Annotated in this window: 21 protein-coding genes; 10 read left to right on the top strand and 11 right to left on the bottom strand. The window is 73.1% G+C overall.

Translation table 11 applies throughout. The features are described 5' to 3' along the window. Positions 1 to 71: 71 nt before the first annotated feature. On the bottom strand, positions 72 to 1,016 hold the full coding sequence (locus ABD332_RS05195) for a M56 family metallopeptidase (RefSeq protein ID WP_344500024.1): 945 nt from the start codon (positions 1,014 to 1,016) through the stop codon (positions 72 to 74). Next, a complete protein-coding gene (locus ABD332_RS05190; RefSeq protein ID WP_344500022.1) occupies positions 1,013 to 1,384 on the bottom strand; it encodes a BlaI/MecI/CopY family transcriptional regulator in 372 nt (123 codons plus the stop codon). The genes ABD332_RS05195 and ABD332_RS05190 overlap by 4 nt, the downstream gene beginning before the upstream one ends. A 299-nt stretch (positions 1,385 to 1,683) precedes the next feature. On the opposite strand from ABD332_RS05190, the gene ABD332_RS05185 reads away from it, so the two are divergent. Continuing rightward, entirely contained in the window at positions 1,684 to 2,268 is a 585-nt protein-coding gene (locus ABD332_RS05185; protein ID WP_344500020.1) for a hypothetical protein, read from the top strand. On the opposite strand, the gene ABD332_RS05180 is transcribed toward ABD332_RS05185, so the two are convergent. The 4 genes from ABD332_RS05180 to ABD332_RS05165 all read right to left on the bottom strand — a co-directional run bounded on the left by ABD332_RS05180 (position 2,265) and on the right by ABD332_RS05165 (position 8,141). Then, entirely contained in the window at positions 2,265 to 3,329 is a 1,065-nt protein-coding gene (locus ABD332_RS05180) for a Dyp-type peroxidase (RefSeq protein ID WP_344500018.1), read from the bottom strand. The genes ABD332_RS05185 and ABD332_RS05180 overlap by 4 nt on opposite strands. A 47-nt stretch (positions 3,330 to 3,376) precedes the next feature. Next, the gene (locus ABD332_RS05175) at positions 3,377 to 5,617 is read right to left on the bottom strand and encodes a heavy metal translocating P-type ATPase (protein ID WP_344500016.1); all 2,241 of its coding nucleotides are present in this window, start codon (positions 5,615 to 5,617) and stop codon (positions 3,377 to 3,379) included. A gap of 9 nt (positions 5,618 to 5,626) precedes the next feature. Continuing rightward, complete coding sequence (locus ABD332_RS05170) at positions 5,627 to 6,598, bottom strand: hypothetical protein (protein ID WP_344500014.1); 972 nt, start codon at positions 6,596 to 6,598, stop codon at positions 5,627 to 5,629. Between the two features lie 133 nt (positions 6,599 to 6,731). Then, complete coding sequence (locus ABD332_RS05165; RefSeq protein WP_344500012.1) at positions 6,732 to 8,141, bottom strand: MFS transporter; 1,410 nt, start codon at positions 8,139 to 8,141, stop codon at positions 6,732 to 6,734. Positions 8,142 to 8,337: 196 nt separating this feature from the next. Between ABD332_RS05165 and ABD332_RS05160 the strand changes: the two genes are divergently transcribed. Next, positions 8,338 to 8,628 (top strand): metal-sensitive transcriptional regulator, encoded by a 291-nt coding sequence (locus ABD332_RS05160; protein ID WP_344500010.1) that lies wholly within the window; start codon positions 8,338 to 8,340, stop codon positions 8,626 to 8,628. A 9-nt stretch (positions 8,629 to 8,637) separates the two neighbouring features. Here ABD332_RS05160 and ABD332_RS05155 read toward each other — a convergent pair whose 3' ends face one another. From ABD332_RS05155 to ABD332_RS05145, 3 genes are all read right to left on the bottom strand, one after another. Further along, on the bottom strand, positions 8,638 to 8,784 hold the full coding sequence (locus tag ABD332_RS05155; RefSeq protein ID WP_344500008.1) for a hypothetical protein: 147 nt from the start codon (positions 8,782 to 8,784) through the stop codon (positions 8,638 to 8,640). Positions 8,785 to 8,876: 92 nt separating this feature from the next. Next, a complete protein-coding gene (locus ABD332_RS05150; protein ID WP_344500006.1) occupies positions 8,877 to 9,503 on the bottom strand; it encodes a DUF305 domain-containing protein in 627 nt (208 codons plus the stop codon). A 98-nt stretch (positions 9,504 to 9,601) separates the two neighbouring features. After that, positions 9,602 to 9,997, bottom strand: coding sequence for a DUF6153 family protein (locus ABD332_RS05145; RefSeq protein WP_344500004.1), 396 nt, complete (start codon positions 9,995 to 9,997; stop codon positions 9,602 to 9,604). 124 nt (positions 9,998 to 10,121) lie between these two features. Between ABD332_RS05145 and ABD332_RS05140 the strand changes: the two genes are divergently transcribed. Then, entirely contained in the window at positions 10,122 to 12,149 is a 2,028-nt protein-coding gene (locus ABD332_RS05140; protein WP_344500002.1) for a heavy metal translocating P-type ATPase, read from the top strand. A gap of 14 nt (positions 12,150 to 12,163) precedes the next feature. Here the strand turns inward: ABD332_RS05140 and ABD332_RS05135 are convergent, their stop codons facing one another. Beyond that, positions 12,164 to 13,144 carry a C40 family peptidase gene (locus ABD332_RS05135; RefSeq protein WP_344500000.1) on the bottom strand — a complete coding sequence of 327 codons (981 nt, stop codon included), beginning with the start codon at positions 13,142 to 13,144 and terminating at the stop codon, positions 12,164 to 12,166. 394 nt (positions 13,145 to 13,538) lie between these two features. Here ABD332_RS05135 and ABD332_RS05130 point away from each other — a divergent pair, with 394 nt between their 5' ends. Together ABD332_RS05130 and ABD332_RS05125 are read left to right on the top strand one after the other, a co-directional pair. After that, positions 13,539 to 14,987 carry a fibronectin type III domain-containing protein gene (locus ABD332_RS05130; RefSeq protein ID WP_344499999.1) on the top strand — a complete coding sequence of 483 codons (1,449 nt, stop codon included), beginning with the start codon at positions 13,539 to 13,541 and terminating at the stop codon, positions 14,985 to 14,987. 203 nt (positions 14,988 to 15,190) lie between these two features. Continuing rightward, positions 15,191 to 17,839: an ATP-binding protein gene (locus ABD332_RS05125; RefSeq protein WP_344499998.1), complete on the top strand. Its 2,649-nt coding sequence runs from the start codon at positions 15,191 to 15,193 to the stop codon at positions 17,837 to 17,839. A gap of 9 nt (positions 17,840 to 17,848) precedes the next feature. Here the strand turns inward: ABD332_RS05125 and ABD332_RS05120 are convergent, their stop codons facing one another. Beyond that, complete coding sequence (locus ABD332_RS05120) at positions 17,849 to 18,790, bottom strand: LysR family transcriptional regulator (protein ID WP_344499996.1); 942 nt, start codon at positions 18,788 to 18,790, stop codon at positions 17,849 to 17,851. Between the two features lie 93 nt (positions 18,791 to 18,883). On the opposite strand from ABD332_RS05120, the gene cnbZ reads away from it, so the two are divergent. The 5 genes from cnbZ to ABD332_RS05095 all read left to right on the top strand — a co-directional run bounded on the left by cnbZ (position 18,884) and on the right by ABD332_RS05095 (position 24,001). Then, positions 18,884 to 19,660: a 2-amino-5-chloromuconate deaminase CnbZ gene (gene cnbZ / locus ABD332_RS05115; protein ID WP_344499994.1), complete on the top strand. Its 777-nt coding sequence runs from the start codon at positions 18,884 to 18,886 to the stop codon at positions 19,658 to 19,660. Continuing rightward, positions 19,657 to 20,046: a RidA family protein gene (locus ABD332_RS05110; RefSeq protein WP_344499992.1), complete on the top strand. Its 390-nt coding sequence runs from the start codon at positions 19,657 to 19,659 to the stop codon at positions 20,044 to 20,046. The genes cnbZ and ABD332_RS05110 overlap by 4 nt, the downstream gene beginning before the upstream one ends. Beyond that, the gene (locus ABD332_RS05105) at positions 20,027 to 21,976 is read left to right on the top strand and encodes a S9 family peptidase (RefSeq protein ID WP_344499990.1); all 1,950 of its coding nucleotides are present in this window, start codon (positions 20,027 to 20,029) and stop codon (positions 21,974 to 21,976) included. The genes ABD332_RS05110 and ABD332_RS05105 overlap by 20 nt, the downstream gene beginning before the upstream one ends. After that, positions 21,973 to 22,806, top strand: coding sequence for an SDR family NAD(P)-dependent oxidoreductase (locus tag ABD332_RS05100; RefSeq protein ID WP_344499988.1), 834 nt, complete (start codon positions 21,973 to 21,975; stop codon positions 22,804 to 22,806). Before ABD332_RS05105 ends, ABD332_RS05100 begins: the two co-directional genes overlap by 4 nt. A gap of 88 nt (positions 22,807 to 22,894) precedes the next feature. Continuing rightward, positions 22,895 to 24,001 carry a GlxA family transcriptional regulator gene (locus ABD332_RS05095; protein WP_344499986.1) on the top strand — a complete coding sequence of 369 codons (1,107 nt, stop codon included), beginning with the start codon at positions 22,895 to 22,897 and terminating at the stop codon, positions 23,999 to 24,001. Positions 24,002 to 24,030 lie beyond the last annotated feature (29 nt).

Raw genomic sequence — 24,030 nt, 5'->3', positions numbered from 1 at the left:
CACGCCGGTTACGGGACGCCAGCTGTGAAATAGCTGAAAAAGTGCGAAACGGTCAGCGCCAAGGTTCCCGGCTACAACGACAGCGCGGCGGGCACCCAGGACCCGCAGCAGCGGTCGAACATCGCCATGGCGAGGGGCGCGACCGCGACCGCGGCCACTCCCGCGGCGACGCACGCCTTGGCCGCCGCGGCGAGCGGCCGCGGCGGGGCGAGGAGGCGGTGCAGTCGCTCCAGGCTGTCGCCGCCGCTGACGGCCAGCAGCCCGCCGCCCGCGCCGACCGGCTGCGCCATGGTGACGAGCGCCCGGGCGAGGTCGATCCGCTCGGCACTGCGGGCGGCGGTGTCGTCGGCGCACAGCTCGACCAGCCGCTCGACCTGCCGCCTCGCCAGCGTGAAGGCGGCGACCCCGGGAAACGCCTGCTCCAGGAACCGGACCCAGTGGGTGAGGTGGTAGTGCCGTCCGCTGGCGTGGGCGCGCTCATGGGCGAGCACGGCGTGCAGCTCCGGCGCCCGGAGCTGGTCCACGGCGCCGGAGGTGATCACGATGTCGGTCGCCCGCCCCGGCATCAGGTAGGCGGCGGGCTGGTCATGCCGCACCACCGTCGCGCCGGGCACCGGCGAGGGGATGCCGGCGAGCCGGACGAGCATCCGCAGATCGGCCCGCCGCGCACGCTGGACGGCGGCCATCCGGGTGACGCCGAGCCCCATCCGGTAGCACAGCGCCGCCACGGTCACGAGGCCGACGACCGCGGCGACCTGGGCCGGCGCGTCGTGCCGGCCGAGCAGCGAGTCGAGGCAGAAGTGCCAGGCCCCGCTCACCAGGTCGTGGGTGCGGTCCCAGTACAGCAGCAGGTTGAGCCCGGTGAGCAGGCTCGCCGCCACGACGGCGCACGACCCGACCAGCCAGGCGGTCAGGGCCAGCCGCGGCGCCCGCACCACCCACGACGCCCCGGCCAGCCGCGGCGCGGCCACGAGCGCGAGGACGAGCGTGAACGCGATGAGCAGCAGTGGACTCATCGGCCCGAGATCCGCCGCTCGTAGCTGTTGAGCGCCTCGCGGAGCGCGGCGGCGTCGTCCATGGTCATCCGGCCGACGAAGTGCATCAGCGCCTCGCCGCGGTCGCCGCTGTCCACGAGCACCTCGTGCATGGTCCGCGCGACGACCTGATCGCGGGTCAGTGCCGGCAGGTACCGGTACGCGCGGCCGTCCGGCTCACGGGTCAGCCAGCCTTTGCGGTACAGCGTGTCGATCACGGTCATGACGGTGGTGTAGGCGAGCTTCCGGTGCCACCGCAGGTCGTCCATCGCCTCGCGGACGGTGGTCGGCGCCTGCCGCTTCCACAGCACCTCCATGAGTGCCGTCTCCAGCTCTCCGAACCCTTGCACGACGCACCCTCCGCCCGACTGACGGCTAGCGTAGCGTGGCCGCGCCCACCACCGCGCCGCCCGAACGGTGGCGACCGGTCATCGGAGCCACGACCGTACGCCGCAAGCTACTAGATTCGATAGTAGTTTGCCGTCCGAAGCATCGACGAGACGACGCGCAACATGGTTGTCGATCATCGACAGGATTCGGTGCCGGGACTTTTTTCGCGACCTGTTAAAATACTATCGATGGTCGTAGACTCCGCTGCATGTGGAGGACGTCCGCCAGGCAATCGTTTTCCTGTCGGGTGCTGGCGGCGATGGCGCTTGTCGCGGCCTGCGCCGGCTGTACCGCCGAACAACCGCCGGCTGAGCACCGATCGCCCGCCGTCGCCGGTCCGGTGCTCGCGCCGCCGTCGGCCGGGTTGCCGGTGCACCCGTCCGGCAGCCCGACGGCCCTGCACGGTTCGTGGGACGTCAGTCAGGTGGACGACCCGTGCCGGACCCTCACGCAGCAGGAGGCCGCCCAGGTCCTGGCGATCCCGGTCGACCCGCCGCGGAAGGTGGAGAGCTGGCCGCCGGTGTGCGCCTTCGGCCTGACAGCCAAACTCGGACCCCTCGCCCCCGGCGGCACACCCACCATCACGGAGTACCTGTACCTGCTCGACGACTCCCAGACCAGCGGGCGTGACGACTTCGAACGCGGGCGCAGCAACCCAGCCGTCGTCGAGCCCGTCACCGGGATCGGCGACGAGGCGTACTGGACGCCGGACAAGTACGAGCTGCAGGTGATGAGCGGCAAGACGCACGTCATCACCAAGTTCAGCGGCCGGAACCCGCCGGCCGACGCCAAGGCCAAGGCCATCGCGGTCACCCGGATCTCACTGCCCAGAGCGAAACCCTAGAAGAGCGCGGCACCGATCCACGACCCCCGCCCGACCCCGGGCGGGCACGCGAACACGCCGCCGGCCAGGTGCTGGCTGAAGCCCTTGAGCGGGTCGTTCGCGGCGAGCCGGCGCTGGATGGCGACGAACTGCCGCTGCGGGTCGCGCTGGTAGCAGATGAAGATGAGCCCGGCGTCGATCAGCCCGTTCGGGTCCGCGCCGGCGTCGTACGAGTAGGACCGCCGCAGCAGTTTGGCGCCGCCGTTCGCCTCGGGCGACGCCAGCCGGGCGTGTGACGCGGGAAGGTCCAGGCGGTCGTTGCTGTCGCGGCGGCGGCCGATGACCGTCTCCTGGGTCGCGACGTCGGTGCGGTCCCAGGTGTCCAGCAGCAGCCGGATCCGGCGCACGACGAGGTATGTGCCGCCGTGCAGCCACGCGGGTCCGTCGCTCACCCAGAGGTGCTCGGCCTGTTCCTGCTCCTTGGTCAGGTCGAGGTTGGCGGTGCCGTCGCGGAACCCGAACAACCCGACGGGGTCCGCCGCGTCGCCCGCGTCGCGGAAACCGACCTGCCGCCAGCGGAGCACGGCATTGCCCCGACCGGCGCTCACGAGCGCACGGACCGCGTCGTGTGCCGTCGTCGGGTGCTGGGCGCAGACCTGGATGCAGAGGTCGCCGCCGCCAGCGGCGGGCTCCAGGGACTCGCCGGGAAACGTGGGCAGTTCGGCCAGTGCCGCCGGGCGGCGGTCGACCAGGCCGAACCGGCCCTCCGTGAACAGGGCCGGTCCGAAGCCGAACGTGACGGTGAGCGCGGCACCCGCCGCGCGGGTCAACTCCTCGGCGACCCCGGTCCACGCCCGCAGCAGCTCGATCAGGCCGTCGCGATCCCTCGCCACCACGTCGAAGCCGGACATCTGCAGGAACGGCAGGACCGGCGTGGTGATGCCGGACTGGTGGACGCCGTGGAACGCGGGTGGCGGCGGGTCGCTGCACGCCGCCGCACCGAGCAGCGACCCGCCCAGGATCCCGGCGCCGGCCAGCACCGAGCGGCGCGGGATCCCCTGTCCTTCCACCGACGGCGCCATCGCCAGAACCTACATCGAGCGCCATGCATCAGGCGAGCGTGCCCGCATCATGTGGTGGTGGCGTGCCTGGACCGGAAGCCGCGCAGCCGCAGGCTGTTGGACACGACGAACACCGACGACAGGGCCATGGCGGCGCCGGCGAGCATCGGGTTGAGCAGGCCGGCGGCGGCGAGGGGCAGGGCGGCGACGTTGTAGGCGAACGCCCAGAACAGGTTGCTCTTGATGGTCCGCAGGGTCCGCCGGGACAGCCGGATCGCGTCGACTGCGGCGAGGAGATCGCCACGGACGAGAGTGAGGTCGGAGGCCTCGATGGCGACGTCCGTGCCGGTGCCCATGGCGAGGCCGAGGTCGGCCTGGGCGAGCGCGGCGGCGTCGTTGACCCCGTCGCCGACCATCGCCACGACCTTCCCGGCGGCCTGCAGGCGGGCGACGGCGTCGACCTTGCCGGCGGGCAGCACGTCGGCGACGACCTCGGTGATGCCGACCTGCTCGGCGATGGTGCGGGCGACGGTGGCGTTGTCGCCGGTCAGCAGGATCGGCGTGAGGCCGAGCCGGCGCAGTTCGGTGATCGCCTGGCGGCTGGTCGGCTTGACCGTGTCGGCGACGGTCAGCACGCCCCGGGCCCGGCCGTCCCAGCCGGCGAGGATCGCGGTCTGCCCGGCGTGCTCGGCGGCGGCCTGTGCGGCCCGCAGCTCGTCGGGGATGGTCAGTCCGTCGTCGAGCAGCAGCCGGGCCCGCCCGGCGACAACCAGCCGCCCGTCGACGGTGCCCCGCACGCCCAGCCCTTCGGCGTTGGCGAATCCGGACACCGCGGGGAGGGCGCCGAACCGTTCGGTGGCCGCGGCGGCGGTGACGCTGCCGATCGGGTGTTCGGAGGCGGCCTCGAGGGCACCGGCGAGGCGGAGCACCTCGTCGTCGACCGCGGCCGCGTCGACGAGCGCCATCCGGCCGGTGGTCACGGTGCCGGTCTTGTCCAACACGACGGTGTCGATCCGCCTGGTGGATTCGAGAGCCTCGGGGCCCTTGATGAGGATGCCGAGCTGGGCGCCGCGGCCGGTACCGACGAGCAGCGCGGTCGGCGTGGCCAGGCCGAGGGCGCAGGGGCAGGCGATGATGAGCACGGCGACGGCCGCGGTGAACGCGGCGGTGAGGCCGGAGCCGGTGCCGATCCAGTAGCCGAGGGTGCCGACGGCGAGCACGATGACGATCGGGACGAACACGCCCGAGATGCGGTCGGCGAGGCGCTGGACGGCGGCCTTGCCGGTCTGGGCCTGCTCGACCAGCTTGGCCATCTGGGCGAGCTGGGTGTCGGCGCCGACGCGGGTGGCCCGCACGACGAGGCGCCCGCCGGCGTTGACGGTGGCGCCGGTGACGGCGCTGCCGGGCCCGACCTCGACCGGGACGGACTCGCCGGTGAGCATGGCCTCGTCGACGGCGGAGGTGCCCTCGTCGACGACGCCGTCGGTGGCGATCTTCTCCCCGGGCCGGACGACGAACCGGTCCCCCACCGCCAGCTGGTCGACCGGGATGCGGTGCTCGGTCCCGTCGCGCAGGACGGCGACGTCCTTGGCGCCGAGCTCGAGCAGGGCGCGCAGGGCGGCGCCCGCGCGGCGCTTGGCCCGGGCCTCGAAGTAGCGGCCGGCGAGGATGAACAGGGTGACGCCGGCGGCGGCCTCGAGGTAGATGTTGCCGGCGCCGTCGGTACGTTCGATGGTGAGCTCGAACGGGTGCGTCATGCCGGGGGTGCCGGCGGTGCCGAGGAACAGCGCCCACAGCGACCACCCGAACGCCGCCAGGGTGCCCAGCGACACGAGCGTGTCCATGGTGGCGGCGCCGTGGCGCAGGTTGGTCCAGGCGGCCTTGTGGAACGGCAGGCCGCCGTACACGACGACCGGCGCGGCGAGGGTCAGCGACGCCCACTGCCAGAAGTCGAACTGCCACGCCGGGACCATGGCGAGCAGGATCACCGGCACCGTCAGTACCAGCGAAACCCACAGCCGGGTCCGCAGCGGTCGCAGCTCGTCGACAGGCTCGGCGGTTGCCTGTGGTGGTGTGGGCAGGGCCGCGGTGTAGCCGGTCTGCTCGACGGTGGTGATGAGGTCGGCGGCGGTGACCTCGCCGGTGACGGTGACGTCGGCCTTCTCGGTGGCGTAGTTGACGGTGGCGGTGACGCCGTCCATGCGGTTGAGCTTCTTCTCGATCCGCGCGGCGCAGGAGGCGCAGGTCATGCCGCCGATGGCCAGTTCGAAGCGCTGTGGTGCCGCGATCAGCGGCCGGGTGAGTGCCATGACATGTCCTCAGCTGTGCGTGTGACCGGGCTCGCCGTGCTCAGACGGGGCCGGATTCGATTGCGCCGTGGCGCCGGCGATGGCGGTGAATTCCGCGGTACGGACGACGCCGCCGTGCTGGAAGTCCAGGAACAGCCGGTAGGTCCCGTCCGACGGCACCTCGGCGTAGAAGGTGATCCGCGGGCCGGCGGTGGTGCGGCCGTCGCCCGGCGCACCGTCGGGGTGGACGTGCAGGTAGGCGAGGTCGCCGTCGCGCACCGCGACGAGGTGGCCGTACGCGCCGAGGTAGGGCTGCAGGTCGGTGACGGCGACGCCGTCGCGGGTGACGGTGAGGGTCAGCTTCGACGACGTGCCGGGGACCAGGTCGCCGTCGACGGTGACGGTGTAGCCGTCGACGGTCGTGGTGCGCCGCGGCGTCGGGAGGGCCCGGGGCTGGTAGTCGCCGGGGGCGGGGACGTCGACGCCGAGGGTGAGGCCGCGCGGATGCCCGGCGGGCTGGAAGTCGGCGAAGACCCGGTACTGGCCGGGAGCTCCGGCGGTGAGGGGGACGCTCCAGGTGCCGTCGGCGTCGCGCTGCGGGTGCACGTGCTGGAACCCGGCCAGGTCGCGGCGCACGACGATGAGGTGCAGGTCCTTGTCGTGGCTTCTGGTGTAGGCGGTGACGGGTCCGCCGCCGGGGCCGGTGATCCGGAAGCGGAACGGGGCGGGCCCGGTCGTGCTCAGCGTGGTGCTGAGCGGTTCGATGCGGTAGCCGTCCTGGGTGACCTGCAGCCCGGCGGGCAGTGCCGCCGCGGCCCCGGTCTGGTGCTGGTCGTGGCCGCCGGTCGGCTGGTGGCCGGGGTCGGCGGCGGCGTCGTGGTCGGTGCCGGTGTGGGCGGCCGGGGCCGCGGCGGGACCGGCGACGTGGCCGATCCCGACCGCGGCGGCGAACACGGCCGCCAGGCCGAGCGCGTAGGCGCCGAGCTTGAGCGGTGTGCGCATGACTACCTCGCCACCTCGTAGAGGGAAGTCGTCGTGTTCATTGCGGTGCTCCTCATCGGTCGATGGTTCCACTGTACCCCTACCCCCTAGGGGTATCAACGAGACGGTCTTGTCCCGGTGCGGATGTGACAGGTCAGACCCGGACGGGCTCGGTCGCGGCCGCGGGCGCCGGGCGCAGTGCGATCGCGGCGATCACGGCGCCGGCCAGGGCGATCACTGCGGCGCCGGTGAACGCGGCGGAGTAGCCGTCGGTCAGCGCGGGCAGGTCGCCGAGCCGGTCGGCACCAGACGCGGCGGCGACGGCGGTCATCGCGGCCAGGCCGAGCGCGGAGCCGACCTGGTAGCTGGTGTTGACGATGCCGGCCGCCAGCCCGCCCTCCTCGGGCCTGGCCGCACCGATCGCGGTGCCCAGCGACGGGATGAAGGCGAGCGACATGCCCAGCGCCGCGACGAGCGAGGCGGGCAGCACGTCGGCGACGAAGCTGCCGGTCGGGCGGACGAACGCCAGCCAGCCGAGGCCCGCGGCGAGCACGGTCAGGCCGGCGACGACCATCGCCCTGGGGCCGAACCGGCCGATCGCCCGCGGGGCGAGGAAGATCATGCCGAGCATGATGAGGGCGGTCATCGGCAGCAGCGCGGCGCCGCTGGGGAAGGCGCTGTAGCCGAGGACCTGCTGCAGGTACAGGTTGAGGTAGAACCACATCGGGATCCATGCCGCGCCGAGCAGCAGCTGTGCGACGTTGGCCGCGGCGAGGTTCGGCGCCCGGAAGATCGACAGCCGCATCAACGGCTCGCGGCGGGCCGCCTGGATCGCCACGAACGCGGCGAGCGCGAGCGCCGCGGCGCCGAGCACGAGCCACGTCCCCACGGACGACCAGCCGACCTCGGGGGCGCGGACGATCGCGTACACCGCGGCGGCCAGACCCACGGTGACGGTGAGCGCGCCGAGCAGGTCGAGCGAGCCGCGGCGGGCGCCACCGGACGGCATCACCGCCGGGATGGCGGCGAGGACGAGCACGGCGATCGGGACGTTGATGTAGAACACCCAGGGCCAGCTGACGTACTCGGTGATGACCCCGCCGAGGAACACCCCGGCCGTGCCACCGGCCGGCGCGGCCGCACCGTACAGCGCCAGGGCCTTGGTGAGCTCCTTCGGCTCGGCACCGAAGAGCATCATCAGCAGCGTCAGCGCCGACGGGGCGATGAGTGCCGCGCCGGTGCCCTGCACGGCGCGGGCGGCCAGCTCGACCGCGACGCCGTCGGCGAGCCCGGCGGCGAGCGATCCGGCCAGCAGGACCGCCCAGCCGGCGGCGAACACCCGCCGGGCGCCGAACAGGTCCGACAGGCGGCCACCGAGCAACAGCAGGCCGCCGAACGCGACGACGTAGGCATTGAAGACCCAGGACAGGTTGCCCGGGGTGAAGCCGAGTTCGTCCCGCATGCGGGGCAGGGCGACACCGATGATCGAGGTGTCCATGATGACCATGAACTGAGCCAGGGCGATGAGCCCGAGAGCCCACCACCGCCGGGATGCGCTTGCCATCTCCATCACTCCTTCGTACCCCCAGGGGGTATCCGTGTGGAGCCATCCTTACCCCCAGGGGGTATATCCGTCAACCCGGACTTCGCCACAGCGGCCGGCGCCGGCGATCTGGATGTTCGTCCGCGCGCGTCGAGCGCTGCCGAGCCGCAGCAGACGACCTGGACGATACCCCCGGGGGGTTCATACACTGGGTGGCATGACGACACCGGCACGCGGCTATACCGCGACCAAGGACCAGCTGCAGGGCCGCCTCAGACGCATCGAGGGGCAGGTGCGCGGGATCGAGAAGATGGTCGACGAGGACCGCTACTGCATCGACGTGCTCACCCAGATCGGCGCGATCCAGGCCGCCCTGGACAAGGTCGCACTGGGCCTGCTGGACGACCACTCCCGGCACTGCATGCAGCACGGCGCCGAGGAGGGCAAGGGCGAGGAGATGGCCACCGAGATGATGGCCGCCGTCGGCCGCCTGCTGCGCCGCGGCTGAAGGCCCCTGCTATGAAGCCGCTGCGGCGCGGCGCAGGCCGAAGCCGGTGATGCCGCGCGGCTTGTACACCGACAGCACCGTCGCGACGATGAGCAGCAGCAGACCGGCTCCCGCGTGAACGAGCGGTGACGGGCTACGCAGCTGCGCCAGGGACACCGCTGCGCCCTGAGCAGTCCGCCGCGGCAGGGGACTGAATCGAACCCGCGGGTGCGGCACCGCCGCATGCCGGCGCCGCACCCGCCGAGCGACTACAGCTTGGCCAGCATCCCCTGCATCTCGGTGATCTCCGCGGTCTGGTCCGCGGCGATCTTCCCGGCGAGCTGCTTGGCCGCCGGGTCCTGGCCCTGGGCCTGTTCGGTCTTGGCCATCTCGACCGCGCCCTGATGGTGCTTGATCATCATCTGCAGGAACATGGTGTCGAAGTCCTTGCCGGTGGCCTTGGACATGTCCTGCATCTCCTGGTCGGTCATCATGCCGGGCATGTGTCCCATGCCGCCCATGTCGCCGTGGCTCATGCCACCGGGGCTGGGGACCGGCTCACCCCAGGCGGTCAGCCAGCCGGACATGGTGGCGATCTCCGGCTCCTGCGCCTTGGCGATCCTGTCGGCCAGGGCCTTCACCTCCGGCGTGGTGGCCTTCGACTGGGCGATCTTCGCCATGTCCAGGGCCTGACGGTGGTGCGGGATCATGTCGGTGGCGAACTTGACGTCGGTGGCGTTGAACGTGGCACCCGACTTCGGCGCCGCGACGGACGTGGGGGCGCCGGTGCCCATGGTGCCGTGGTCCATCCCGCCGTCGCCGCAACCACCGGCGAGCAGGGCGAGGCTGAGCGCGCCGGTGGCGATCGCGGCCCGGCGAAGGTTGATCGTGCGCATGGTGAGTCCAGCTCCTGAGGATTCGAAACGGTGACGCGGACGCGTCAGGACGTCGCCGCGGGCAAGGTGCCGGCGGCAGCAACGACTCCTGAGACGGCCTACGTACGCCAGATCGACAGCACGCTGCGCGCCGGCGGTCCGCAACCGCTGCCGCCGGCCGCCTCGGCCGCGACGGTGACGGCCAGCGTCCGGACCACAGTGGCGGGCGGCACCGCTTGTGACACGGTGAAGGTGGGGGCGGGGGCGCCGATGGCGGGCGGCATGGCCGACTGGCACATCGCCTCGGCGTGACCACCTCCGTGCGGACCGCCGGGACAGGAGTCGTGGTGCCCGTCCGGAGCGCACTGCGGCATCGCCTGGACGGCCGTCGCCATGCTCGCGTGCGTCGCCTTCGGGAGCGGGGCGGCGGCCAGGGTGTGCATCCACGCGACACCCAGCACGAGCAGCACCGCGGCCAGCAGCCAGGCGTGCGACCGCACACCGGCAGACCGCATACGGCGGCTCCGCACCACTCCCCGACCACCTCCTATGCAACATCGTAGACCTCGGACCCAGGCCACTCTCGCCTGCCGCGCATACCCCATGGGGGTGCGTCGAGCGGGACGGAAGGAGCCGGCGATGACACAGCCGCACGGCAGCGGGCGCGACAAGCACGCGGGGCACGACCCTGAGGCGTTCCGGCGCAAGTTCTGGCTCAGCCTCGTGCTGACCATCCCGATCGTCGCGACCAGCCACATGGTGATGGGCTGGCTCGGCTACCGGCTCGACTTCCCGGGCATGGCTCTCGTCGGGCCGGTGCTCGGCACGGTGGTGTTCCTCTACGGCGGATGGCCGTTCCGCGCCGGCGCGGTCGCCGAGGTCCGCGACCGCGCCCCGGGCATGATGCTGCTCATCGCGATGGCGATCACCGTCGCCTACACCGCCTCCGTGGCCACCAGCCTCGGCTGGTTCGACCTGGAGTTCTGGTGGGAGCTGGCCGCGCTGGTCACCATCATGCTGCTCGGGCACTGGCAGGAGATGAAGGCGATCGGCCAGGCCGGCGGCGCCCTCGCGGCCCTCGCCGCGCTGCTGCCCGACGACGCCGAGCTCCTCGACACCGACGGCCGGCCGCGGCCCGTGCGGGTCAGCGACCTGCGTGTCGGGGACACGGTGCTGGTCCGCTCCGGCGGCCGGGTGCCCGCCGACGGTCACATCGTCGACGGCCGGGCCGAGCTCGACGAGTCGATGGTGACCGGCGAGTCGCGGCCGGTCGCCCGGACCGCCGGCGACCGGGTCGTGGCCGGCACCGTCGCCACCGACTCAGCGTTGCGCGTCGAGGTCGAGGCCGTCGGCGACGACACCGCCCTCGCCGGCATCCAGCGCCTCGTCGGGCAGGCCCAGCGGTCCCGCGGCCGGGCACAGGTCCTCGCCGACCGGTTCGCCGCCTGGCTGTTCTACGTCGCCGCCGGCGCCGGGCTGGTCACCTTCGCCGCCTGGTGGGCGGCCGGCGACCTGGACGGGTCGGTGGTGCGGACGGTCACGGTGCTGGTCATCGCCTGCCCGCACGCGCTCGGCCTGGCCATCCCGCTGGTGATCGCGCTGTCCACGGCGGTGGCCGCCCGCGCCGGGATCCTGGTCAAGGACCGCCTCGCGCTGGAGCGGATGCGCACCGTCGACGCGGTGCTGTTCGACAAGACCGGCACCCTGACCAAGGGCGCGCACACCGTCACCGGCGTCGCCGCGGCGGACGGGCACACGGGGCAGCAGGTGCTGCGCACCGCCGCCGCGGTGGAGGCCGACAGCGAACATCCCCTGGCCCGGGCCATCGTGACCGCGGCCCGGCGGGACGGCGCGACCGACCTGCGTGCCGAGGAATTCCAGTCGCTGACCGGCCGCGGCGTGCGGGCCACCGTCGGCGGGGTCCGTTACACCGTCGGCGGCCCGGCGCTGCTGCGGGAGCTGCGCGTCGGCCTGCCCGACGACGTCGCCGCCGCGGCCGCCGCGTGGGCCGGGCGCGGCGCCGCCGTGCTGCACCTGATCCGGCTCGACGATGACGCCCCGCACGCCGTCGGCGCGCTCGCCCTGGAGGACGAGGTCCGGCCGGAGGCGAGGGAGGCTATCGCGCGGCTGCGGCGGCTCGGCGTCGGCAAGATCGTCATGATCACCGGGGACGCCCGGCAGGTCGCCGACGCCGTCGCCGCCGACCTCGGGCTACGTCCGGGCGTCGACGAGGTGTACGCCGAGGTCCTCCCGGCCGACAAGGACCGGACCGTCGCCGACCTGCAGCGGCGCGGGCTGCGCGTGGCGATGGTCGGCGACGGCGTCAACGACGCCCCGGCCCTGGCCCGCGCCGATGTCGGCATCGCCATCGGCGCCGGCACCGACGTCGCCATCGAGTCGGCCGGCGTCGTGCTGGCCTCGTCCGACCCGCGTGGCGTCACCGGCGTCATCCGGCTGTCCAGGGCCAGCTACGGCAAGATGGTCCAGAACCTGGCCTGGGCCGCCGGGTACAACATCGTCGCGATCCCGCTCGCCGCCGGCGCCCTCGCCTGGGCCGGGATCACCCTCAGCCCTGCCGTCGGGGCCGTGCTGATGTCCGCGTCGACGATCGTCGTCGCGCTCAACGCGCAACTCCTGCGCCGGGTCCAGCTCACCCCGAGCCGGTGAACGGGCGGGATCCGTCAGCCGGGGCGGCGGGCGCCCATGTACGGCATGGTGTCGATGCGGGCCATCCGGACCGGCACCCCCGCACGGGACGCGTGGACCATCAGGTTGTTGCCGACGTACATCCCGACGTGGTGCAGGTCGCTGTAGAAGAAGACCAGGTCGCCGGGCCTCAGGTCGGCCTTGCTGACCGCGCTGCCCTGCTTCCACTGCGCGCCCGTGTAGTGGGTGAGCGACACGCCCGCGGCCTTCCAGGCGTACTGGGTCAGGCCGGAGCAGTCGAAGGTGCCGGGTCCGACGGTGCCGAACACGTACGGCTTGCCGATCTGCGCGCAGGCGGTCTTGACCGCGGTGCCCGCCGCGCCGCCGATGTACACGGCCGGGCACTGACCGATGTACAGCTCACTCTTGGGCACGTCGGTCGCGCCGAGCTGCCGGCGCAGCGCCTGCAGCCGGTCGACCTCGGCCTGGATCGACTTCTTGCGGGCGGCGAGCTCGGTCTCCTGCTCCTGCTGCTGCGCGACGAGGGCGTCGATCTTCGCCTTGTCGGCGGCGTATCCGTCGCGGAGCTGCGCGACGGACGCGATCTGGTCGGCGCTGTTCTTCGCGAGGCGGTTCAACGTCGCGAGCTGCTCGGCGAACGTCTGCGGCGAGTCGGTCGACAGCAGCACGCTGAGCACCGACGCGCTGCCGTACTTGTACTGCCGCGCCGCCATCACCCCGACCTCGTGCATGGCGGCGTCGACCTGCTGCTGCAGGGGCGTGAGCGTGGCGGTGAGCGTCTTGGCCTTGGTCTGGTTCGCCGCGAGCTGGCTGTGCAGGTCGTTGTACTGCTCGATGACCGGCTCGAGCTTCTCCCACGCCTCGTCCAGCTGCCGCTCGATCTCCGGCAGCGACGGCTCGGCGTGCGCCGAGACGGACGGCACCAGTCCGGCGAGGGCGACGGCGGCCACGACCAGCGTTCTGCGAACGATCGAGAACGTGCGGTTACGGTCCACCGAGGCGACGCCCTTCCTCCAGCCGGCGCCCCAGGGCCTCGAGGGAGACCTGCCGCCGAGACGGGCCGTGGCCCACCGTAGAGAGGTCCACGACCGCAAATCAACCCATCGACCGACTTCCTTCGCTACGCAGCCGGATCGTCACGTGGCGTGTATTCCTATTGGTGATCGGACATGTGGCACACCGAGCTAACAAGCGTATCGGTGGGCACTCCGGCCGCCAGCGTGCGCCGTTTCGCCTTGCTCTGCCTGTACATGCGACCTCCTATGACGAATAGGAGTCGATGAGGCGGTGTGGGCCTCGCTGCCCCCAGGCGCCGCTCGCGCCGGACCATTGACATCAACAGGAAGCTTTGTTTACAGTTGCTCGCCGTTCCCCTAGAGAGGATCGTCGATGCGCAGGTTCCTCGTTCGGGCAGCCGCGCTCGGCGTGCTGCTGGCAGGGCTCACCGGGGTGCCCGGCGCCGCCGCCGCGACCGGGCCGGTCCCGCTCGCACCTGCTGACCTGACCGGGTCGGTCGCCAACACCGGGATCTCGCTGTCGTGGCGGCAGCCGGCGGGCGGTCCCGCGGTCGCGTCGTTCCGGGTGTACGAGGGCGGGGTGGCCGTGCGGCGCACCGCGACGACGTCGGCGCCCATGCAGTACATCGGCGTCAACACCACCCACACCTACACCGTGACCGCGGTCTCCGCGACCGGCGTGGAGTCGGCCCAGTCGGCGCCGTTCACGGGGACCACGTGGACGCCCGGCATGGCGCCGCAGTGCACCGAGCCCGCGCCAACCACCGTGTTCGACGTGACCTCCTCCGCCCTGTCGGTGCGCTGGACCGTGGGCCGGTCGTCGCCGCTGCTCGCCCTGAGCGTCAACGGCCGCGATCACGGCATCGTGTCCGGCACCAGCCTGCGGGTCGGGGGCCTCACCCCGGACACCTCGTACGCGGTCGCGCTGCGGCGGGTCGGCTGCGGCTCGCAGGAACCCACGGTGGGGTACGCGACCACCCGCACCCTGCCGGGCACGACGAACACCACGGCGGCCCCGCGCGACCTGGTCGTCACCGGCCGCAGCGACCGCTCCATCGCGCTGGCCTGGTCGGGGCCGACGGACGGGTCCTACGTCCACCAGTACGCGATCTACGACGGCGCCTACCGGGTGGCCACGAGCTGGACCCGGTCGGCGACGGTCACCGGACTGTTCCACGGCACCGGGCACCGCTTCACGGTGGCGGCGCTGAACGTGGCCGGCAACGAGTCCGAGCACAGCCCCGTGCTGTCGCCGTCGACCGAACCCTGCCCGGCCCAGCCGCCGGCCCCGGCGCGGGTGAGCGCGTCCGCCGTCACCGCGTCCACCGTCCGCCTCGACTGGACCCTCGAGTCGACCGCCACCTCGTACACCGTGCTGGACGGCAACACCGTCGTCGCCACCGTCACCGAGCCGGCCGCGGTGCTCACCGGCCTGGCGTCCGCGTCGACGCACCAGCTGCGCGTGGTGGGCCTGCTGACCGGCTGCACCGACACGCCCGCCTCGGCGCCGGTCACGGTGACCACGCTGCCGGGAGCGGCCGACCGGCCGGCGGCCCCGGCCGGCTTCCAGGCGGGCCGGGCGACGATCGCCGACGGGTACTACGCCGACATCCCGCTGTCCTGGTCGACCTCGGCCGGCCTGACCTACCGCCTCTACGACGGCGCGACGGTGGTCGGCACCTACCCGGCCGGCGCGGTGACCCTGCGCACGCGGGGCGCCGAACGCCACGTGTACCGGCTGACCGCGGTCAACGCCAACGGCGACGAGTCGGCGCCGTCCGGCCCGGTCGAGGTCATCACCCCGTTCCTGGTCGCGCCGTAACGACAGCCGCCCGGCAGGCCAGGGTGGTGGGCCCCCCGTTTCCGGCCCACCACCCTGGCCTGCGTCGTGTCGAAGCACCGGTGTCCGGGATGTCTTCCAGGATCGCCGGACGCAGTGGCGGCCGCGAGGTCGGCGGGCGGAAGTTGACCGGCAACTTCCGCCGCTGAGATCCTGGGCCCCGGCATGGGTCCGGCCCGGTACTGATGCCGTCGGGGCTCGGCATCTACGGGAAGGATCGGATGTTCGGCGCGCAGGTGCGTGCCCATCGCCAGCGGCGGGGCATGACGCAGGAGGAACTGGCCGCCAGGACGGGCGTGAGTGCCCGCAGCATCCGCAATCTCGAGGCCGGCCGGATCGACCGCCCACGCGCCAGCACGGTGCGGCTGCTCGCCGACGCGTTCGCGCTGCGCGGCGACGACCGGGACCGGTTCTTCCGGTCCGCGCTGGACGACGCCGGGCAGCAGCCGGCGGACGAGGCCCCGGCACGCGGGCGGCCCGCGCCCGCGCAGCTGCCCGCCGACGTGGCCGGGTTCGTCGGCCGCACCAACCACCTGCGACAGCTCACCAAACTGCTCGACAACGCCGACCGGTCGGCGACCGTCGTCATCTCCGCCGTCGCCGGCACCGCCGGAGTCGGCAAGACCGCGCTGGCCGTGCACTGGGCCCACCAGACCCGGGACCGGTTCCCCGACGGCCAGCTGTACGTGAACCTCCGCGGCTACGACCCCGACCAACCCGCAAGACCCGACGACGTCCTCGCCAGGTTCCTCGACACGCTCGGCGTCACCGGCCCCGACATCCCCGCCGACCTGGACGAACGGACCGCCCGCTACCGCACCGAGATCGCCGGCCGGCGCATGCTCATCGTCCTGGACAACGCCGCCACCGTCGAACAGGTCCGCCCGCTGCTGCCCGGCACCGGACCGTGCATGGTGCTGGTGACCAGCCGTGACAGCCTCGCCGGACTCGTCGCCGTCCACGGCGCCCAACGCCTCACCCTCGACCTGCTCCCACCCGACGACGCCGTCACCCTCCTCCGCCGCCTGATCGGCCACCGCATCGACGCCGACCCCACCGCCGCCGCCACACTCGCCGCCCAGTGCGCCCTGCTACCACTGGCGCTACGGGTCGCCGCCGAACTCGCCGTCGCCCGCCCCACCACCCCCATCACGGAACTCGTCGACGAGCTGGCCGACCACCAGCAGCGCCTGGACCTTCTCGACGCCGACGGCGACCCCCGCGCCGCCGTGACCGCCGTGTTCTCCTGGTCGATACGACACCTTCCGCCCGACGCCGCCCGAACCTTCCGCCTCCTGGGCCTGCACCCCGGCCCCGACTTCGACGCCTACAGCGCCGCCGCGCTCACCGGCGCCGGCCTCGCGCCGGCCCGCCACGCCCTGGAGCGGCTCGCCCGGGCCCACCTCGTGCACCCCACCGGCCCCGGCCGGTACGCCATGCACGACCTCCTCCGCGCCTACGCCATCAGCCTGGCCAGTGCGGAGGACCCCGAGACCGGCCGCAGGGCGGCGTCGACCCGGCTCTTCGACTACTACCTGGCCACCGCCACGGCGGCCGCGCGTCTCCTGCACCCCGCGGGCGCCCAGGACCAGTCCGGCACTCCCCCGCCAGTCGCAGCCGCCCCGGACCTCACCGACCCCGAGACCGCCCAACGGTGGCTCGACGCCGAACGGCCCTGCCTCTTGGCCGCCGTCACCCACACCGCGGTCCACGGTCTGCCCACCCACGCGGTGCGGCTGTCGATGGCCCTGTACGAACACCTCGAAGGCGGCCACTACATCGACGCGCTGACCATCCACGGGCACGCCCGCGACGCCGCCCGCCAGACCGGCGACGTCGCCGGGCAGGCCCACACGCTGCTCGCCCTCGGCACCACCAACCTCGGCCTCGGCCGGACCGACCCCGCCGGGGAGTACCTCGCACAGGCGCTGACCCTGTTCCAGCGCGCCGGTGACCAGGTCGGCGAAGCCCGCGTCGTGCTGAACCTCGGCCGGGTCGACGACCACCGGGGGCGGCACCAGGTCGCCACAGACCACCACGAGCGGGCCCTGATCCTGTACCGGCAGCTCGGCGACGCGATCGGCGAAGCCCGCGTCCTGACCAGCCTCGGCAACGTCGAGGAGCACCGGGGGCGGTACGAGGTCGCCACCAACCACCACAGGCAGGCACTGACCCTGTTCCGGCAGGCCGGTCACACCACCGGCGAAGCCATGAGCCTGATGAACCTGGGCGTCGTGGAGGACTTCCGGGGCCTCTACCAGGCCGCCGCCGAGCACCACGGGCAGGCGCTCGCCCTGTTCCGGCAGACCGGCTACCCACGCGGCGAGGCCATGGCCCTGCACAACCTCGGCATCGCCGAGATGCGGCGGGGCCGCTACCAGGCGTCCGCCGAGCACCACGAGCAGGAGCTCGCGCTGTGCCGGCAACTCGCCTGGCCCCGCGGCGAGGCCTGGGCGTTGGACGGCCTGGGCAGTGTCCACACCCGGCTCGGCCGGCCCGACCGGGCCGCCGACCTCCACCAGCAGGCGCTCGCCCTCTTCCAGAAGTCCGGCGAGCGGGACGGCGAGACCCGGGCACTCAACGGCCTGGCCGAGGCCGCGATCGCCGCCGGCCGCCCCACCGACGCCCTGCCCCACCTCACCACCGTGCTCCGCACCGCCCCCCGCGACCAGCGGGCCCGCGCCCACGCGAGCCTCGGCCACGCCCACCGGGCCCTCGGCGACCCCGCCCTCGCCCGGCACCACTACGACCACGCCCTGGCCCTCTACACCGACCTCGGCTCCCCGCACGCCGCCGACGTCCGCGCCGACCTCACAGCGCTCGACGGCCGGTAGGCCAACGGATCAGTCCATGGCCGCCAGCAGCGCGTCGCCGACGGTCCTCGCGGCGGGAGAGCTGTAGGGCTGGAGCCCTTTCACCAGGGTCAGGCGGGTTCTGGTCAACCGCCGGTCGGTGAGGGGGACGCGGACCAGGGTGCCCCGCGCCAGTTCGGCGGCGGTGTCCTCGGCGGCCATGAAGATCGCCGTCATGGTGCGTGCCGCGATGTCGCGCAACAGGGCGAGCGAGTCCACCTCGTGGCTGATCCTCAGGTGGGTACCGGTCTCCGCGCAGGCCCGGTCCACCTCCTGCCTGATGCCGAAGCGCGTGCCGGGCAGGGCGACCGGATGATCGCCGACGTCGCGCAGCGAGCACGCCGGCAGCCCGGCGAGCGGGTGGTCGGGGCGGACCATCACGGACAGGGGCAACGGCTGGTCCTTCAGCGTGATGACATCCGAGCGGGTCGGCGCTCCGAAGACGAACCCGAGGTGTGCGGTGCCCTCGGCGACGGCGGCACCGACGTCGTGGGAGCCGGCGACGCGGACATCGATGCGGATGTCGGGGTGGGTGGAGGCCAGCGCCTGGAGGGTGTCCGGGATGTACCGGCCCAGCGGGCCCTCGACGGTGGCGATGACGACGTGTCCGCGCACGCCGTGCCGGTCGGCGTCGAGCTCCGAACGCAGGTCGGCGGCGCGCTGCTGGGTGTGTGTCGCGAACTCCAGGACGTGGTGCCCGGCGGCGGTCAGGGTCATCCCGCGGGAGCCGCGGGTGAACAGCGGCACGCCGAGGTCCTCTTCCAGCAGGCGGATCTGGCGGCTGACGGCGCTGGGCGCCACGAACAGGTTCGCACCGGCGCGCATCACCGAGCCGGTGGCCGCGACCTCGCGGAAGTAGCGCAGCGCCGATGATTCGGTCGAGTGCAGCGGGCCACCTCCGAACCTCTCGATGATCTTGCGAACTTTTCGCAAGATCGCTGCCACAAATCATTCTGGTCATCTCAATTGGCGAATGCAAGGCTCGTCGGTGAACCGACCCGCTTCCGCCGATCCCGAGGATGTGCCGTGTCCGATCTGGTGCCGACCCCGTTCGGCTACGCCTTCCTGCCGGGCGTCAGGCAGTACTCCCAGGGCGTGGTGGGCACCGAGGGCCACGCCCTGACCCGGGTGCAGTTCTCCTCCCCCGTGGCACTGCACGACGGGCTGAACCTGGCCGCGGAGATCATCGACGCCGCGGGCCGCCCGCCGGCCGCGCTGTGCGCCTGCGAGCTGCGCACGCCGGCCCCGTTCACGGAGGCGGGGTTCACCGCGTTCAACGGCCGGTACGTGGGCGCCCTGGCGGCCTTCGGCGTCCAGCTGCACGATGGCGGCAGCCCGGTCGCCCGCACCAACGTGTGCCCACCCGCGGGACTGGTCGACGAGCCGAGCATGCATGCGTTCTGCTTCACCGTGCCGGCCACCGCCGGCCCGGTCACCGACTTCGTCGTCTCCGGCAGTGCCGAAGTCCCCGAGGGCCTGGACAATTACCACGACCATGTCGTCGCCCCGGGGGACACGACGCCCGGCGGCCTGCTGGACAAGGCGCGGTTCGTGCTCGACGAGCTGACGGGTCGCATGGCCGGCCTCGGCGTGACCGGCGAAGCGCCACACGTCGTGCAGGTGTACTCCACGCACGACATCCACGCGGTCCTGACCGGTCCGGTCGCCACCGGATTCGCGCCGTACCGCGGCGTGACGTGGCATCCCGCGCGGCCCCCGGTGGCGGGCCTGGACTTCGAGATGGACTGCCGCACGGTGAGCACCGAACGCCTGATCGACCCGCAGGGAAGGAAGCACAGATGAAGCAGGAGCACTACGTACGACCCAGCGGGCTTCCGCCCGTCAACGGGTACAGCCACGCGGTCGCCCACCAGGGACGCAGCATCCTGGTGTCCGGCCAGGTGCCGCTGGACGCCGACGGGAACCTGGTGGGGGCCGGCGATCCCGAACGGCAGGTCGCCCAGGTCTTCACCAACCTGGCCACCGCGCTCGCCGCGGCGGGCGCCGGCCTGCACGACGTCGTGAAGCTGACCGTGTACCTGACCGACCGCGCCGACCTCGCCGCGTTCCGGCGCGTGCGGGATCGGCACATCGACCTGGCCCGGCCGCCGGCGAGCACGCTGGTGCTGGTCCAGGGCCTGATCGACCCGGCGTTCCGGGTGGAGATCGATGCCCTCGCGGTCCGCTGACGCCGCGGCGTCCGTCCTCCCGCCGGGCGTGTGGCCGAGCCCGGTCACCGCGGCGGACAAGGTCGCCTACGCCGGTGTCGCCGTCCGCGACGGCGGGGACACGGTGTGGTGGGCGCAGACCACGCCCGGGAGCACCGGCCGGATGAGCGTGTTCCGCCACGACCGCGGTGGCTCGGTGCGCGAGGTGCTCCCCCGGCGGCTCGACGCGCGCACCAGGGTGCACGAGTACGGCGGACAGGGCTGGACCGTCGTGGGACAGACCCTGGTGACGAGCGACTTCGCCGATCAGCGCCTGTACCGCGTGGACGGCGGCACGGCCCTGCCCCTGACACCCGACACCGGCCTCGCCGACCGGTACGCGCAGCCGACCGAGCTTCCAGGCACCGGGTGGGTCGTGTGCGTCGCCGAACGCCACCGGGCCACGGTGCGCCACGCGCTGGTCGCGGTGGCGCTCGACGGATCCGGTGCCGTCGTGGACCTGTGGACCGGGTCGGACTTCGTCGCGGCACCGGCGATCTCACCGGACGGGCGGAGCATCGCGTTTCTGACCTGGGAGCATCCGCTGATGCCCTGGGACGGGACGCTGCTGCGGACCGCGGCGCTCACGTTCGATCAGGGACGTCCCGCCATCCACGACGTGACGGTCGTCCTCGGCGGGCCAGAGGAGTCGGTCCTGGCACCGTCGTGGATGGACGACCGCACGGTGTGCGCGGCGACCGACCGGACCGGGTGGTGGAATCTCGTCGCCGTACCGGCGGCCCACCCTTCCGCGGACGGCGAGCCGGCGCCGATGTGGCCGGTGGCCCAGGAGTGCGGTGTCCCGCTGTGGCAGCTGGGCTTCCGGAGCCACGTCCCGGTCTCCGGCGGTCGCACGGCGGTGGTGTCCGGCGGTCGGCTGGTCGTGCTCGACCCGGACGGCACCGCCGCCGCGTTCGAGTGCCCGTTCACCGGCTGGCTGCCATGGCTCGACGCCGAAGGTGACGTCGTCGCCGGGGTCGCGGCGGCAGACGACCGCGCACCCGCCATCGTCAAGGTCGACACCGTGACCGGCGCCTGGACCGTCCTCGCGGAGCCGCCCCAGCCGGATCCGGTCTGGACACCGCGGCCGCACCGCCGCACCGTCCCGACCCCAACCGGGGAGGTGCCGGTGCACTTCTACCCGCCGACCTCGCCGCTGTACCGGTTGCCGGAGGGCGCCGCGCCGCCGGCCATCATGTGGGCCCACGGCGGCCCCACCGCGTCCTTTCCGCAGCACCACCAGCCCGAAGTCGCCTACTTCACCAGCCGCGGCCTCGCCTTCGTCGCCGTGGACTACACCGGATCGAGCGGACGCGGCCGGCGGCACCGCACCGCGCTGCGGGGACAGTGGGGCGTCGCCGACGTCACCGACTGCATCGCCGTCGCCCGCGACCTCCTCGAGCGCGGCCGCGTGTCCCGCATCGCCATCCGCGGGATCAGCGCGGGCGGACTCACCGCGCTGCTGGCACTGGCGCGGCCGGGCTCGCCGTTCGCCGGAGGCGTCTCCTACGCCGGCGTCGCCGATCTGAGCCACTTCGCGCGGCACACCCACGAATTCGAGTCCCGCTACCTCGACGGGCTCATCGGGCCGCTACCCGAGGCGCAGGCCACCTACGACGACCGGTCACCGCTGTCACACATCGACGCGGTCACCCGGCCGGTACTGCTGCTGCACGGGGAGCGCGACCCGGTCGTCCCGCTGGAGCAGGCGCAGGCGCTGGCCCAGGCGCTGACCGCCGGGCAGGTGCCCCACGCCCTGCTCGTGTTCGCCGACGAGGGGCACGTCTTCGGCAAGTCAGAGACCATCGCCGCCGCGCTGGAAGCCGAGCTCGGCTTCTACGGCCAACTCTTCGGCTTCGACCCACCGGGCGTCGCGCGCCTCCCGCTGACCGGCGTGGCAGGAGATCCATGACGATCGACCCGCCCACCGTGATGATCACCGGCGCCACCGACGGTCTGGGCCGCGCCCTGGCCCACCGGCTCGCGGCCGACGGCACCCGGCTCGTCCTGCACGGACGCGACCCCGGCAAACTCCGCCACACCGCCGCGGAGCTGCGTCGCCGGCACGGCTGCCCACAACCGGCCACCGTCTGCGCGGACCTGTCCGAGCTCGCGCAGGTCCGCCGGCTGGCCCGCGACGTGGCCTCGGCCACCGACCGGCTCGACGCGCTCGTCAACAACGCCGGAGTCGGCTTCGGCGGGCCTGAAGAGCGGCACCGGCAGCTCAGCGCCGACGGCCACGAACTGCGCTTCGCCGTCAACCACCTCGCCGGTTTCGACCTCACCCTGCGGCTGCTGCACCTCCTACGCCGCGCACCGCACGCCCGGATCGTCAACGTCGCCTCCATCGGCCAGCACCCGATCGACTTCGCCGACGTCATGCTCGAACACGGCTACACCGCGGTGCGGGCGTACCGGCAGAGCAAGCTCGCCCAGATCATCGCCGGCCTCGAACTGGCCGAACGCCTGCGCGGCGAACCCATCACCGTCAACAGCCTGCATCCGGCCACGTACATGCCGACCAAGATGGTGCTGGCCGGCCTCGGTCACAGCGTCGACACGCTCGAAGCCGGCACCGCCGCGACCTGGCGCCTGATCAGGCTGCCCGAGCTGGCCGGCACCACCGGCCGCTTCTTCGACCGCACCGCGGAAGCGCGCGCGCATCCCACCGCCTATCAGCAGGACGTCAGAACGCGGCTCTGGCGGCTCAGCATCGACCTCACCGCGGCGCCGCCACCCTGAACGCCGGCCACCGGCCGAGGCCCCCGCCCCGGTGTCCATAGTGGACATTTGTGGTTTCAGCCGTAATTGACGCCATCGACATGCCGCGATGCTGTCCGCGACAGGCGCGGCCGGCATGTCGGCGGGGGCGGTCTGGGAGGATGCGGAGATGGCGAACGCATCTGGTGACGGCGTTGCGCGGCGGGTCGTGGTCGTCGGGTATGACGGGTCCGAGCTGCTCGACATCGCCTGCGTCACCTCGACGCTCGACCTGGCCGTCCGTGTCGCGGGGCGGGCGCTGTACCGGACGGAGCTGGTCTCCCCGAACGGGCAGCCGATCCGCTGTGACTCGGGTCTGGAGCTGCACAGCCACGGGTCGCTGCAGCGCGCGACGGGGGCGATCGACACGCTGGTCGTGTCCGGGGGTCGAGGGCACGAGGCCGCGGCCGCCGACCCGGCGATCGTCGCGCACGTCCGGCGGCTCGCCACGCTCGCCCGGCGGGTGGCGTCGGTGTGCACGGGCGCGACCGTGCTCGCGGCCGCCGGGCTGCTCGACGGCCGCCGGGCGACCACGCACTGGCACTACGCCGACGCGCTCGCGCGGCAGTACCCGTCCGTCCACGTCGATGCCCGGCCGATCTTCATCCGCGACGGGCGCGTCGCCACGTCCGCCGGTGTCACCAGCGCCCTCGACCTGACGCTGGCGCTGGTGACCGAGGACTGCGGGCCCGACCTGGCCCGGATCGTCGCGCAGGCGCTGGTCACCTATCTGCAGCGGCCGGGCAATCAGGCGCAGATGAGCGTGTTCACCGCACCGAACCCGGACCACGTGACGGTCCGCGAGGCCGTCGCCTACGTCACCGCGCACCTGGCGACCACGCTCGACACGGCGACGGTGGCCAAGCACTGCGACGTGAGCGCACGGCAGCTGCACCGGCTGTTCATCGAGCACCTCGGCATGCCACCCGGCCGGTTCGTGCGCCGCACCCGGCTGGACACCGCCGCGCGGCTGCTGTCGACCACCGGCCACCCCATCGGGCTGGTCGCCCGATGGTGCGGGTTCACGTCGCTGGAGACCCTCCGGCAGGCGTTCGTCGCGCAGTACGGAGTGCCGCCGTCGCAGTACCGGTCGATGTCGACGGCGCTCTCCGCCGGCCCGAAACCCGCTCGCAGCCGTGATGCGGGTGGCCCTTGCCCGGAGTGCCAGGATTCCTGACGCGATGCCGGGTCCGCTCCCTCACCTGG

This window comes from Dactylosporangium maewongense (assembly GCF_039531485.1).
GTDB lineage: Bacteria > Actinomycetota > Actinomycetes > Mycobacteriales > Micromonosporaceae > Dactylosporangium > Dactylosporangium maewongense.
This window is presented reverse-complemented; position numbering and strand designations above follow the sequence as displayed.